Here is a 14,300-nt window from a genome sequence, read left to right on the forward strand (position 1 = left end):
AGATCATAGATGGCTCTGGGCGTATGCATACTCTACTCCTCCGTAACCTCCCGTTAGATGGATTCGCGAATCGAGGATTATTTAGTAAATTAAAGTAATAAATTATAGACTCTTCGTCTGCTGCGATAATTTAAGTTGCGGTAAGGATGCGATTGTTCGTTTAAAAAAGACACATGAAGTATTAGACAAATGGATATCAGAATACACTATAAAAGGGAAGAATCTGTAAGCCTTCCCAAAAATCAGAATGCTAAAAAGGCGAGAATTCGTAACAATTTGAGGTACTATTAAAATAAATAACAAACAAGTTAATCAATATCATCCAAGACAGCATAATCTCTCTAATCTTGGCATGCTTAAAATTTATTCAATCACATATAAAGCCAAAAGGTGTGGCAAATCACATCACAATGACGCTATGGCAAGAAATAATAGATGTCATATTGTTGTACATTTGCCCATCAACTACCGCTCACAACCAATTGTGTATGAAACAATTATTAAAAAATAAGAAACTAACGCTCAACTACATTCCTGACCATGGGGCATGGACCTATAATATTGTGATCCCATACTCAAAGGATATTAGAGGGAAATGGGGAAGCATAAAAGTATCAGGCACAATTGACGATTATGAATTTAAGAATATGAATTTAGCCCCCCGTAAAGGGTTGGATATGTACATGTCAGTGAATGCGGATATTAGGAAAGCAATCAATAAGAAAGGCGGTGATACAGTGTTGGTGACGATGCAAAAAGACTCCGACAATAAGCTTACTGATGAAGAGGACATTATCGAGTGTTTTAAGGATGCAGAAGTGCTTACAAAATTTCGTGCATTGGATGAAGAAGAAAGAACTATGATCATAAAAGAGATCCTTTCACAGGCTGATGAGAACGGTCAGGAAAAAAAGATAGTCCTACAAATAAAAAGACTCAGCAGTAACAATTAAGCTGGATATATTGGCTTGACAAAATATGCTAAAAAAAACAACCTTCGACTTTCTTAAAGGATTGAAGAAGAACAATACCAAGGAGTGGTTTGATAAAAACCGAGAGCAATATCGCGAGGTATATGAAAATTTTAAGATACGATTTCAGCTAGAAGGTTTAATAGGAACTACCTCTAATTTTAGATTTATGCCTTAGTTAAACAACTTTCTGAATTCTAATGGTGAAAGATTGGTTTTGATCTTAAATAGCTTATTAAACGACTGCGAATGTTCGAAGCCTAACTGGTAGGCGATCTCACTAACTGATAAATTGGTGGTCGACAACTTTTGTTTGGCTTTCTCAAGCAGTTTGTTTTGTATATGCTGCTGGGTTGTCTGCCCGGTCAGCTGTTTCAATAAACTACCTAAATACTTGTTGGAGATGTTAAGCGTTTCTGCAATATACTGGACGGTTGGCAGTCCTTTTAACAGGACGTCTTCATGGCTGAAATAATTTTCAAGCAGTTCTTCCAGGCGGTTTAAAATTTGATGGTTCGTTATTTTTCGAGTAATGAATTGCCGTTCGTAAAATCTTCTCGAATAGGTAAGCAGTACTTCTAACTGAGCGACAACAACATCCTGGCTAAATTTATCTAAGTGAGATTCAAACTCATGTTCCACATTTTTGATAATACCGTTGACCAAACTTTCTTCTCTTTCAGAAAGGAATAGGGCTTCTTTTACCGAATAATTAAAAAACTCGTATTGCCGGATTGTTTTTGCAAGAGAAGTGCCCCACAAAAAGTCGGGATGCAGAAACAAGATCCACCCACTCCGTTCATGAACCGTATTTTCCTCCGCCGCCAAGACTTGGTTAGGCGCCATAAAATATAAAACACCCTCGTCAAAATCATATACCTGTTGTCCGTAAGTTAATTTATTGGCACCTCTTTTCAAGGATATGGAGTAAAAATCAAAGACAGCGCTGACCCCTGTCGGCGGTTCGATCTTTGCATACTCTACAATACTAATCAATGGATGTAAAGGTGCGGGAAGGTTCAGCATCCTGTGCAGCTCCGTTATTGTATTGATCCTGACAGGTGTGGTATTTGCCATAGCTTAAATATTCACTACTTATTTCTTTTTTGCTTTCTCAATCGCCTTGCTCATAAAGTTAAGGAAAAAGTCGGGCGCGATCCGCCCCATAAACTTTAATGCTTTTGACATGCCCGGCAAGATCTCCTGTTGGTCTTTAAGAATACCTTTGATGGCCTGAGCTACCATCTTGTCCACCTTCATACTTGGTGCCGTTTTTTCGAGATCTATATCAGGGAAACCGTTTTGCAATGGAGTATCGGTAGAAGGCGGTGCCACTTCAAATACTTTAACATTGGTCTTTTTTAATTGTAAGCGCAGTATGCGCGTATAAGCATGTACACCAGCTTTCGTTGCACTGTAAACCGGTGATAGCGGAAATGGAATAAAGGCCAGGCCAGATGAGATATTGACGATTGCTGCAGAACTTTTAGTTTTCAAATGGGGTAAGAATTGATGAACCATCCGGATGGTCCCCGATAAATTAGTGTCAACTTCCCTGGTGATGTTCTCCAGGTCTAAGCTGATATCTTGTACGTTAATATCCCTCATAATGCCCGCATTATTAATAATAATATTCAATTCCGGAAACTCTTTAATAACTTGATTATACAAACTTTCGATTGCCTTGATCTCGCATACATTACTCTGAACCGCGTATACGTTGGGATACAGCCGTTTTGTTTCTTCTAGTTTTACTGCGTCGCGTCCTGTTATAATAATCTTAGCGGCACCTTGCTGGATAAGCTGTTTTACAAATTCCAGGCCGATCCCGCTTGTGCCGCCTGTAATGAGGATAGTACTATTTTGTAATTTCATTGTTCTTATGATTTGATGGAACAAAGTTCGTCATTAGTCAAACCTCAGATGTAGCCCAAAGTCGCAATATTGTAGTTAAAAGGTCTTATTTAAATTAAGTCCTTTTTGTTAATATAGCTATTGGGAGCAATATTTGAGAAACTAAACATTAATGGCGGTATTTGATTTTTTTAGGATTCATAAACCCGTTTCTCAGCTACGACCGTTTATGATAATCAATGATTTCACGAAAGCTTTGATTACTGAATCAAACATGTCTGTTCATGGAATAAACGTTGAGTATATGGCAATTAAATAATAAAGCAGCTCGAACATCAAAATGAAAAATATTGGCAACATCAGATTTGAATAGTACGAAGTTAGATTTGGATACAAACAATTTTACTTTAATAAAGACCTTTGTTCTGAGCAAAATAAGAAAATGAACAAGATATTAATAACAGGAGCAACGGGACATCTTGGCAGCTCAGTAATCGAAACATTGTTGAAAAAATCTAATGTAGAAAAAATTTAAACCATCACACGTAATCTAGAAAAACGAAAAGCTTTTGACCGGGAAGGAAGTCTTATATACCAATGTTGAACCCGCTGCCTTTGAAAGACTAATGAAACAAAGAGACTTGCCCGATGCGATGATAAAAAAAATTGTTAACTTCATTATTGACATTAAAAACAACCAGGAGGCAGATATTCATTATGACCTTGAAAATGAATTAGGCAGAAAGCCAATGGGTTTAAAAGACGGTTTGCAACTATTATTTGGCTTATAATTTCACGTATATGCTATGAATTCATCCATCCCCCTTTATATTAATACTATTGCTGAATACCACCGGTTTATGAGGCTGCCAAAATCAAAACATCCCTTGGTAAGTGTTGTAAGGTTTGAAGACATCAAGCGAAAGCCAGACAATTGCACAACAAGTATCATTCACAATTTTTATTCAATTGCCTTAAAGAAAAACTTTACACAAAAAATGAAATACGGTCAGAATGAATTTGATTTTGACGAAGGGGTGATGCACTTTATGTCGCCGAAACAAGTTTTAACTATCCAAGCAACAGCTAAAGAACAATTTGAACATTCCGGTTGGCTTTTACTAATCCATCCAGATTTTCTGTGGAATAATCCGCTTTCTAAAAAGATAAGACAGTACAGATATTTCAGCTACAATGTAAATGAAGCATTGCACCTTTCGGAAAAAGAAGAAATTTTAGTTATAGGCATCTATAAACAAATCACAGAAGAATATTACACTAATATTGACAATTTTAGTCAAGATGTAATCATAGCTCAAATAGACTTATTATTGACCTATTCCGACCGATTTTACCAAAGACAGTTTATTACCAGAAAAATTGTCAACCACAAAATACTAAACCAGATAGATAATTTCCTTACAGAACCTTTTCAAGAGGACAATCTGGTTATAAAAGGCGTTCCAACTGTTCAACACGTCGCATCACACCTAATTATTTCGCCCAATTATCTAAGTCGTTGGCTTAAGTTACTGACGGGTCAAAGCACTCAACAATTCATACATGATAAATTAATTTCCTTTGCAAAAGAAAAACTGTCAACGACTGATTTGTCTATAAATGAAATTGCTTATGCATTAGGATTTGAGCATCCACAATCCTTTAGCAAATTGTTTAAAAAACAAACAGATCAATCGCCATTGACGTTTAGACATTCATTCAATTGATATGTCTACATTGTTGTATATTATAAATTGAATTACAGTTAGTAAATACGGATTCCATCAATCTTTTGAATAGGAATAGATGATTATGTTGCTGTCTATAAGAAACGCCATATTTATGAAAGAGGAAGATAAAGATCGTCTCATTGATTTTTTTCCTATGTACCAGCATCACCGAAGAGGATGTTCCTTTAGCCAATGAGAAATGGCAGGAAGTATTAACTTAAACCCCAATGCTGAATTAGTTAGATTACTACCGCGTATTGTTAAACAATAGATGTATCTTATAGTTCTTAACTTAGCGACAACTACGATATGAAAATTAAGACCGGACAATGAAGAAAACACCCCGCTCTCTACTCATATTAATTCTAGGGCTACTTTCAGCGTTAGGGCCTTTTTCAATTGATATGTATTTGCCTGGCTTCCCTACTATAGCCGCTGATTTAAATACATCTGTTGACCATGTTTCCTATTCTCTATCCAGTTTTTTTATCGGAGTTTGTATCGGTCAGCTAATTTGTGGCCCATTACTGGATCGCTTTGGCAGGAAAAAGCCCCTATATATTGGTTTGATTATCTATGTGTTTGCATCTTTAGGTTGCGCTGTCGCCACATCAGTGGAGGTTTTAGTCTGGTTACGATTTCTTCAGGCATTGGGTGGCTGCGTCAGCATGGTAGCGCCCGGAGCCATTGTGCGTGATTCATTTCCGGTCAAAGAGAATGCAAAAGTTTTCTCTTTGCTCATCCTCATATTAGGGGTCTCACCTATTATTGCCCCAACTGTCGGCAGTTTCGTGATTGCTGGTTTAGGGTGGCATGCTGTGTTTATTCTGCTTGCCGTTATTGCAGCCTTGTTATTGGTTATGGTTATTTTCCTTTTGCCCGAGAGTAAACAGCCCGATCATTCCATATCTCTCCGTCCCCGGCCTATTCTTACTAGTTTCATGTTTGTATTAAAACAACCTCAGTTTTTTACGTATGCATTTTCCGGGGCAATTGCAGCTGCTGGATTGTTTGCCTATCTTGCTGGATCTCCTTTCGTTTTCATGAATATTTATAAAGTTACTGAACAACAATATGGTTGGATCTTCGGCTTGGTTGCAGCAGGACTTATCGCATGTAGCCAACTAAATAATTTAGTGCTAAGAAAGTACGACAGTGCCCAGATAATCAAAGTCGTGTTGCTTTTTCAAAGCTTTATCGGGCTGGTTCTATTTTCGGGCAGCTATTTGGAATGGCTAAACATCTACAGTATAATTGGCTTGATATTCCTGTTTTTGAGTTGTCAGGGGTTTAGTTTCCCGAATTCATCTGCCCTTTCTTTAGCCCCATTTACAAGGGAAGCAGGAACCGCATCGGCTCTGATGGGAGCTTTACAAATGGGCTTAGGTGCCTTAGCTTCTACATTAGTGGGATTTATAAATAATGGAACTACACTGCCAATGACAGGCGTTATGGCAAGTTGTGCATTGCTTGGTTTGATTATTCTTAGCATAGGGCGTAAGCGTGTGGAATACAAATCTAGAATCGAAGATGTAGATGAGCAGGCATTTGGGCAAATTGAAAAGTATTAATATCGTCTCTATGAAAGCATTTTATCTGAAGGTTATATAAATCAATGCCATTGAAACAAATGCTAAGTTGGTCGGTTAATATTCAACAACCACAATCATGAAAGCGACCTGGAATAATCAAACCTTAGCAGAAAGTAACGATACCATAGTAATTGAAAACAATCATTATTTTCCAGCATCATCTATAAAAAATGATTTTTTTCAGGCCTCAAACAAACACACCGTTTGCCCTTGGAAAGGTGAAGCATCTTACTATACTCTGGTAGTCGATGGTCAAAAAAACGAGGATGCTGCGTGGTATTATCCAAACCCAAAGGACGCTGCTAGTGAGATTAAAGATTATGTTGCTTTTTGGAAGGGCGTTAAAATCGTATAAATTAAATAAAAAACTCAATCTTTACACTCAATTTCACTTACAGAATCAATTACAAATATTTTGGCAGGACCAAAAATTGCAGGACATGGCTTTACGTCAGGTTTGTCCAAGGCGGCATCATAATGATAACTAACAAAGAATACTTTATCCTTTACTTTAAATGAATCAGGAACGTTCAGGAAAGCTACTTCGGAAACAACGTTTCCTCGTTCATCAGTAAATGAATCTGAATTTGGGTTTACTAATCTGAGTAATGCTGCACCTGTAGTTGGACAATAGTCCATGACATATTTAACTTCAACACATTCCCTTGTATTTCTATCTTTTTTACAAGAAAAGACGGTAGCAACTACAAGAAAAACAAATAAACAATAAATTATCCTTTTCATATAATTAGTTAGTTGAGAAATCAAGCTTTAGAATTAATACGAATCAGTTACCCTAAGTGCGACACAAATAATTGAGCTAATGGAGAACTTTAGTGGATTGTATTTCAAAATTACAGCGGATTTAAAATATCTTATTTTGATATAAAATTATATTTCTCTTTTTGTTGTGATTTTTCAATGTTGGGTTTTATGTCAAACGCATGTCAACCGGAACATTAACAACATTAACAACTTTTATCAGATCATGATAACCAGGAAATAAGGGATCCAGTAAGATATTATATTCAGATTGATTGACAGCAGACCTAACTTTAATCCCTAGTATTTTGTGATCAGATAATAGTTGATCCCCTAATCTTTTACACGCCAGGTTATCCGTATTAAGCCAATCTCTAGGGTAATCTGAATCTGGAATTTGAAAGATTAGATTTTCATTTTGAACGCTAATTTCCATAACATACAAGTCTTCCGGCGTCTCTCCGGCATCAAAATGCACAAGGTTTTCCAAAAAGGCCAATGATGAATTTTCTGATGTATATAAGACGTAGGTTCCTTTGTCATTCCATCTTCCACCTGCTCTAAATGCGCCCATACCGGATAAGTCTTCAGTTCTCTTTTCCGATTTTACGATTCTGTAAACATACATCTATGAATAAACTCCTTCTTCAATCCGCGTTAGAACATCTTCTACCATACCTATTCCTGTAGGGGTAGAAAAAAAAGATAGGGGACTATCTCCATGCAAGGCATTATTAGGTTTGGAAAGCCATCTTTGGACTTTTTCTTTGTCATTGAATACTCGGTAAGTATGCTCAAGGACTCTTGCAACTTCAATGACTAATGAAGATGTTCTTTTATCGAGTTTATCATCATCTTGTTTTCTCTCAAGGGTTTTTATTGAAATATTCAAAATATCTTCAACGAAATTCTTTTTAGACATGCCAGTAAAACTTATCACTGATTCCGCTGAAGCTTTACTAATACCGGCTCTGGAGAGTAATATAAGATCATAATAGCTTTTAATAGAAGTATTAAGCAATAGTTTGCCACCAAGGAGATCACTAAGTTCGGGGGGGTGGGTGTTTGTCTGAAGCAAATCCATGTACGACATTTTAATCAAATATAACAATTATTGTCGTATATTAAAGTTTTAACAAATTATTCCTGATTGAATGATAACTGGTTTTATGTCCTTCCATCAATGATATTAACTACTTAAAACAGGCTAATTAGAAAAGCGATAGATCTCTATCTATAAGAAATGAAATACCGGCAATATATCAAACAGGCTCCGTGAAATTTATTTCATTGTTTGCAATAAAGAAACTTCTTGTAACCAATCGCCCGGGGTTTTAATTTCTCTATATATCTTAATTAATCTTCCTTTCCAGTCAAAAATCCCAGCAAAGGGAAATTGTTTAATTAAATAATGACGCTGCAATGCCATTTGCTTTCCTTCTGTCCCGCAGACTAAATTACTAATACCTTTTAACTTAAAGTCTCTTTCAAATCTTTTCAACTGATCTAGTGAAGAATTTGTAACCATAATAATTTTCGTTTTATTCCACTTATTCCTATGGAGGATTAAAGCCTTGGTAAGACTTCTGCAATCATCACATTCAGGTGAAAAATATATAATCAGCACAGGAGTCCCTGTGCCTATTTTAGACAGCTCATAAAAAGATGCACTTGGAGTTACAATTCGAAACGGAGACAGATCGCTTAAATTCTGTCCATTAGCATGTCCCAACAGCAAGCACACCAACAAAGAAAGAACATATTTAAACCAATTTTTCATCGATAAAAAACATAGAAGTGACTTATTCATTACTTAGTATCGCCAATGACAAGGCTGCCATGTCGCCGATATTCTCTAACAAGCCAGCAGGTACTATTTGACAAACTATCCTTGAGTCATGAAATGCCTCTTTTTCAATATACTTCATCATAGTTGGCTCCAAAAGATGCTTAGCCCTTCCATATATACTTCCAATGATTATCATTTCAGGATTCAAAATATCTATGAATAAGGCAAGTGTCTTCCCTAAAAATTCTCCGCAGATGGCATAGACTTCTATAGCAAGTTCGTCTCCCTGATCAGCAGATTCAGCAACAGATTTAGCAGTGATATTGCTTAATTCACTAAAATCTTTACAAAAAGCAACTTTACGGCCCATTTGCAAAACTTCTCTTGCCTTTATTTGAGCAAGCTGTGCTATTCCTCCCCCACTACAGTATCCCTCAAATGATCCGGCTTTACCAAATCCCACCGGCCCCATATCTGTCAGCCGAATATGGCCAACTTCCCCCGCCAAATCTGAAATACCGGAATAAAGCATGCCATTTAAAATCAATCCCGCTCCCATTCCAGTGCCAAAGGTTAAAAACATCAGGTTATTCACTCCCTTTCCTGCACCATATTTCCATTCTGCAACAGCACAGGCATTCGCATCGTTTTGCAATAACACCTTGCGATTGAATCTCTTTTCTGCCATTTCTACGATAGGAATATTATCCCAACCTATTAGATTAGGAGGAGATAATATCAGCCCTTTTTTACTGCTAAGTGGGCCGCCACAACTTATACCGAAGCCCGTGATCTGATCAATTGGTATATTATGTTTCGAAAGCAACATTTCAGCCTTCAGAAATAAAAGATCTATTATTTCATAAACTGGTTTGTTTGTAGGAACTACTTCCTTATCAATTATTTCTATTTCCTCTTTATCGGTAATTCTACCTATTATAACCGCACATTTTGTACCGCCAATATCTAACCCCACTAACATATATTATATATTTAATGATTCTATAACAGAGGACTAACTTTTATGGATTTGAATCTGATATTGCCATGCTTCGCATAAAACCATAGAAAATCACCTTTTTGATCAATAGCCCGGTTTACTATGCATCTTCTATTATCAATACTCATATCAATAATATCACCATCCATAATCAGGTCAATTTTAATCAACTTATCCAATCCGGAGACCGCCTTAATATCTGTACTCCCCAGGGAAACTATTTTGTTGTCTGCTGAAAAACTTACTTTATATCCATCCGCTGCATTTTCATTTGACCTTAAATAAAACCCATATTCTTCAGAATTCGATAAAGGCTCAATCTCCATAGTTACCCTACATCTCATTGGAATTCCAGTAAGGTGTGCCGCACCCACACCATTCGGGGCATTTATATTCAGCATGTTATTATTTACAGTTGTTGCATATAAGTCATTCTTCAATTTTAAAGGTAGCTCTGGACCAGTTTCAGGTATCATTTCTTCGGGAAATTTACTTTCCAACGTACCATCCGGCAATTGCATTATTTCCCTAAACAAGGCGTTACCGCCAAAGGTTTCTCCATTGCTGTCCTTATTATCTCTTCTGGAAGGAATCCATGAAGCAGCAATACGCCTGTTATTTTTAAACCCGGCAGTTTTCACCACATTTGACCACGATTCATTTAAGACCTGGCTTTGCGGTTGCTCCCAAGGACCGTATGCATTCTTTGATTTTACATAAAACGTGTCACCATTGTCTCCGTATACCAAGTAATACCATCCATTCCAAAGGAAATAATCCGGACATTCAGGCACAGATGACTGTCCCGTTAAAACAGGATCAAGAACAGTCCAGTTTTTCAAATCTTTGGAGGTCAGGTGTACAAGAGCCCCACCTGCATGTTTTAATACTGGATTTTCCTTCCAGCTAGAAACAAACAAATGAAACTCTCCCGTCTTTTCATCAACGAAAACCTTTGGATCCCTAAAATCCCTTTTGCTGTAACCGGGAGCTGATGTATAAAATGGATTTGGTTTCTGTTTATCGAAATTTATACCGTCATTACTGATCGCATAGCTCAACTGCTCATTCACATTACCTTCCGCATCAACCAATCGTGTTGCATAGAAGGCATAAAATTTATTCTTATAATTGACAATTGACCCGGTACAAATAGATTTCTCCCATGCTTCATCGATACCCAGTACTATAGGATGTTGTTTCCAGGTCTTTAAGTCTTTAGTAGTACTCAATGCCCACTGATGCCCTCCTAGCCCTTTCAAGCTAGCATGATGTGCTGAATCCAGTAACCAATAGAAATAATACGTCCCTTTATAAGAAAATGGCATACAATCGCCGACAAATAAATCACCCTTCGGGCGAAAATACTGAAGCGTTTTAGTGGTTTGAATTGTTGGATCGTACTTTACACCCAGCTGGCCAAAAGCAAACGAGATGGAGCACATTAATAGTACTAATACAGTTATTTTCTTCATGATTTTATTAATTATAATTTTCTAGGATTTCCTCCTTCATGCCAAAACTTTTCAATCTCTTCGAGAGATTTTCCCTTTGTTTCAGGTATGTAAAAATAGCCCCAGACAAGCCCGAACAGGCAGATAATACCATAACTCCAAAACGTATAATCGATTCCTAGTGAATTTACCAGTTTTAAGAACGTAAAGGTGATGATTGCATTAAATCCCCAATGCGCAAGGGAACCAATACTCATTCCTACCCCACGAACATTTAGTGGAAAAACTTCAGAAATCAATAACCATCCTAGTGGTGCCAGACTTATAGCAATAAAAATAATGTAACATACTATGCTTAAAACGGCAAAAACAGGCAGACTAGAACCCAATTCTTCTTTAAAATGAAAGCAGGCACCCAACAAAGCAAGAGATGGAATCATCCCAATCATCCCAATAAAATAAAGCTTTCTTCTTCCTACTTTGTCTAATAAAAACACGGAAGCCAAACAGGCAAGAACATTCACCGTACCGATTATAATAGCAGGAATAATTGATGCGGTATTGCTTACTACCCCGGCTATTTTAAAAATCATTGGCGAATAATAAATGATCGTATTAACGCCTGAAAACTGCTGAAAAAAGAATATCCCAATAGTAATAATTAAAGGAGCCCTCAGCCAGGGTTTTAAGATCTCTTTCGATGTCGTTTTATTTTTTTTCGAGTGTTCAACTTCTTTTTTTAAATCAGCTAAAGTTTGTTCGATAAGATCTTCATCTTCAAGGGTATTTAGAATTTTGACACCCTCATCCCAGCGATCTTTACTGATCAGCCAGCGAGGGGTTTCTGGAAGAAAAAACATTCCAATTAGTAATACTGCGGCAGGAAAAAACCCTACAAGGAACATATTTCTCCACGATTCTAAGTTAGCATCATCCGACAACCAATAATCAGCAGTGTAAGATAAAAGGATTCCTAATGTTATCATTAATTGGTTCAAGGTGACTAAAGCTCCCCTGACCCTGGTTGGTGATATTTCAGATATATACATTGGAACGACGTAAGAAGTGATACCAATTGCTATTCCTATAATTATTCGCATGATGATCAAAACCAATAACGTCGGCGCATATGCACATCCTATTGCCCCAATGGCAAATATGATCGCATTTATAATAATCATTCGCTTACGACCAATTATATCAGACAATTTTCCGCTACCTAATGCGCCTATTATGGCTCCTATCAAAACAGTAGTAGTAATCCATTCAATACTGGCATCACTAAGATGCCAGTATTGTTTTAAAAAGGGAAGGGCTCCTGAAATCACACCAGTATCGAACCCAAACAAAAGCCCTCCGGTTGCAGCTATTAAAGCTATTAAAAAGACATTAAATTTTAATTTCATGTTCAGCGTGTATATAATTAATATCCAGGATTTTGCTTGTAAAGTCCTTTACTAAAATTGATTTGATTTGTCGGAATTGGCATATATTCATCTTTCCCTTTTGTAAAACGAGCCAATTTTAAGTATGACTTTTTAGTTCCTTCTGAAGCAAAATAGCTATTTAAATAGGTTTCAGCAATCCCCCATCTAACTAAATCGAAAAATCTGTTTCCTTCCATTGCAAATTCTAACCGGCGTTCTCTTCGCAGCGCTTCTTTTGCATAAGATGGTGTCCAGGTACAGTTGATACCAGGCTGGTAAGTAACTACTTTGTAATTGCTTATGAAAGACCCATTGCTCTGCTTAAGCATGGATGTACTGTTGGAAGCCCTTTGCCTCACCTGATTGATTAATGGAAGAGCTTCCAATGGCCGACCAAGTTCGATCAATGCTTCAGCTTTCCATAATAATACATCTGCATATCTAATAAGCTCCCAGTTCTTTGAGCTGGACATAAATGGTGGAATTCGTTGAAAAGATGGGTCATTGTATGCTGCAACATCCTTCATGCTTGTATAATTTCCATAAATTGCCGGAGCTCTCGCCCATGAAGTTTGATATATAAAAGTTGTTACGTATTTAAAAGGATGCCCTGGAATCCCCACGGTATGATCCAATCTAGGGTCAAACGTATTATTTAAAAAATCATTTACAGTGGTTGCATCCGTATTATTATACCCCGAAAATAGTGGAAGGCCATTATTGTCTGTTTTATAATTATTTACGAGATCCTGGCTAGGAATATGCTGCCAACAGCAGCCATATTCAGGATTCATGGGATAAGACAGCGAATGGCCCATATCAATTCTTCCATACTTTGTTCCGTCATTTTTAGAATACTGAATGGCAAAAACAGATTCAGGACCATTGTCATATTCAGCAAGGAAATTCTGTCCAAAATCAGTTGCTAAACTATACTTCCCAGCGTTTATAACATTATCACAAAGCGAAATCACCTCTTGTAATTTTGATTGGTCAATTGAAATCACCGCATACTTGTCATCCTGTTTGTAAGCCTGGTATAATCGTACCTTCGCAAGAAAAGCACTTGCTGTGAATTTATTTGGCCGTCCAGCATCAGCTTGAGTATCCGGAAGATTTTCTACTCCAAATTGAAATTCTTCCGCAATTTTATCCCAAAGCTGATCACTTGTCAGCTCAACATTGGATATATTAATATAATCATCTTTCGCTATCGTCTCATCAAAGTAGGGAATCTGATTAAATAAAATCTTAAGCATGAAATAATAATTACCTCTTAAAAATCTCATTTCCGCTTGCCTGGCGATCTTATTAGGATATACAGATACATCAATGGCATTGATTCGTTGTAAAGCATCATTAGCCCTTCCTATACCATTATACATCTGAGCCCACATTTGATCGGTTAAAGAATTGGTAGCCCGATTGGTCACAAATGTTTCGTAATCATTCCATTCACTATTATCACCAACACCATCACCACCTTTATAAGCATCACCACTTCGGAGGCTTCCCCATGGCCACAAACTATTGGAAGTATGGATATTCTCATTTCCTAATGTAGAATAAGCTGAAATTACCATCTTTTCAACATTTTCCGGTGTATTTAAATCCTCACTGGATACCACCACCTGTGGTTTCTCTTCTAGTGAATCCTTGCAGGATATACACATCATGATCAGGCATATCCCTATAAAATATTTATTTCTCATTTTCATTGT

The 14,300-nt window shown here is 37.0% G+C and carries 16 protein-coding genes; 6 read left to right on the top strand and 10 right to left on the bottom strand.

From position 1 onward, the window contains the following. Positions 1-488: 488 nt before the first annotated feature. Together BFL47_RS04645 and BFL47_RS20450 are read left to right on the top strand one after the other, a co-directional pair. Positions 489-953, top strand: a complete 465-nt coding sequence (locus BFL47_RS04645; protein ID WP_069658646.1) for a DUF1905 domain-containing protein — start codon at positions 489-491, stop codon at positions 951-953. A 25-nt stretch (positions 954-978) separates the two neighbouring features. Beyond that, positions 979-1,149 (top strand): DUF2461 family protein, encoded by a 171-nt coding sequence (locus BFL47_RS20450; RefSeq protein WP_139125761.1) that lies wholly within the window; start codon positions 979-981, stop codon positions 1,147-1,149. Here BFL47_RS20450 and BFL47_RS04650 read toward each other — a convergent pair. After that, a complete protein-coding gene (locus BFL47_RS04650; protein ID WP_069658647.1) occupies positions 1,146-2,048 on the bottom strand; it encodes a helix-turn-helix domain-containing protein in 903 nt (300 codons plus the stop codon). The genes BFL47_RS20450 and BFL47_RS04650 overlap by 4 nt on opposite strands. Before the next feature lie 18 nt (positions 2,049-2,066). Continuing rightward, positions 2,067-2,846, bottom strand: coding sequence for an SDR family oxidoreductase (locus BFL47_RS04655; protein WP_069658648.1), 780 nt, complete (start codon positions 2,844-2,846; stop codon positions 2,067-2,069). 548 nt (positions 2,847-3,394) lie between these two features. Between BFL47_RS04655 and BFL47_RS04660 the strand changes: the two genes are divergently transcribed. From BFL47_RS04660 to BFL47_RS04675, 4 genes are all read left to right on the top strand, one after another. Continuing rightward, positions 3,395-3,616 (top strand): Rossmann-fold NAD(P)-binding domain-containing protein, encoded by a 222-nt coding sequence (locus tag BFL47_RS04660; protein ID WP_069658649.1) that lies wholly within the window; start codon positions 3,395-3,397, stop codon positions 3,614-3,616. Positions 3,617-3,631: 15 nt separating this feature from the next. Then, on the top strand, positions 3,632-4,552 hold the full coding sequence (locus BFL47_RS04665) for a helix-turn-helix domain-containing protein (protein WP_069658650.1): 921 nt from the start codon (positions 3,632-3,634) through the stop codon (positions 4,550-4,552). Between the two features lie 332 nt (positions 4,553-4,884). Continuing rightward, on the top strand, positions 4,885-6,126 hold the full coding sequence (locus BFL47_RS04670) for a multidrug effflux MFS transporter (protein WP_069658651.1): 1,242 nt from the start codon (positions 4,885-4,887) through the stop codon (positions 6,124-6,126). 97 nt (positions 6,127-6,223) lie between these two features. Next, positions 6,224-6,502 (top strand): DUF427 domain-containing protein, encoded by a 279-nt coding sequence (locus BFL47_RS04675; protein ID WP_170827269.1) that lies wholly within the window; start codon positions 6,224-6,226, stop codon positions 6,500-6,502. Positions 6,503-6,516: 14 nt separating this feature from the next. On the opposite strand, the gene BFL47_RS04680 is transcribed toward BFL47_RS04675, so the two are convergent. The 8 genes from BFL47_RS04680 to BFL47_RS04715 form a co-directional block, all read right to left on the bottom strand. Next, positions 6,517-6,891 (bottom strand): hypothetical protein, encoded by a 375-nt coding sequence (locus tag BFL47_RS04680; RefSeq protein ID WP_069658653.1) that lies wholly within the window; start codon positions 6,889-6,891, stop codon positions 6,517-6,519. Positions 6,892-7,078: 187 nt separating this feature from the next. After that, the gene (locus tag BFL47_RS04685; protein ID WP_069658654.1) at positions 7,079-7,537 is read right to left on the bottom strand and encodes an RES family NAD+ phosphorylase; all 459 of its coding nucleotides are present in this window, start codon (positions 7,535-7,537) and stop codon (positions 7,079-7,081) included. Continuing rightward, the gene (gene parS, locus BFL47_RS04690) at positions 7,538-7,993 is read right to left on the bottom strand and encodes a type II RES/Xre toxin-antitoxin system antitoxin (RefSeq protein ID WP_069658655.1); all 456 of its coding nucleotides are present in this window, start codon (positions 7,991-7,993) and stop codon (positions 7,538-7,540) included. 198 nt (positions 7,994-8,191) lie between these two features. Beyond that, positions 8,192-8,719 carry a thioredoxin domain-containing protein gene (locus BFL47_RS04695; protein WP_170827270.1) on the bottom strand — a complete coding sequence of 176 codons (528 nt, stop codon included), beginning with the start codon at positions 8,717-8,719 and terminating at the stop codon, positions 8,192-8,194. Next, positions 8,712-9,680, bottom strand: a complete 969-nt coding sequence (locus tag BFL47_RS04700) for an ROK family protein (protein ID WP_069658657.1) — start codon at positions 9,678-9,680, stop codon at positions 8,712-8,714. The genes BFL47_RS04695 and BFL47_RS04700 overlap by 8 nt, the downstream gene beginning before the upstream one ends. Before the next feature lie 20 nt (positions 9,681-9,700). Continuing rightward, entirely contained in the window at positions 9,701-11,173 is a 1,473-nt protein-coding gene (locus BFL47_RS04705) for a family 43 glycosylhydrolase (RefSeq protein ID WP_069658658.1), read from the bottom strand. Between the two features lie 11 nt (positions 11,174-11,184). Continuing rightward, complete coding sequence (locus tag BFL47_RS04710; RefSeq protein ID WP_069658659.1) at positions 11,185-12,558, bottom strand: sugar porter family MFS transporter; 1,374 nt, start codon at positions 12,556-12,558, stop codon at positions 11,185-11,187. Positions 12,559-12,575: 17 nt separating this feature from the next. Next, positions 12,576-14,297 carry a RagB/SusD family nutrient uptake outer membrane protein gene (locus tag BFL47_RS04715; protein WP_069658660.1) on the bottom strand — a complete coding sequence of 574 codons (1,722 nt, stop codon included), beginning with the start codon at positions 14,295-14,297 and terminating at the stop codon, positions 12,576-12,578. Positions 14,298-14,300: the final 3 nt, after the last annotated feature.

Source organism: Arcticibacter eurypsychrophilus (genome assembly GCF_001730525.1).
GTDB lineage: Bacteria > Bacteroidota > Bacteroidia > Sphingobacteriales > Sphingobacteriaceae > Arcticibacter > Arcticibacter eurypsychrophilus.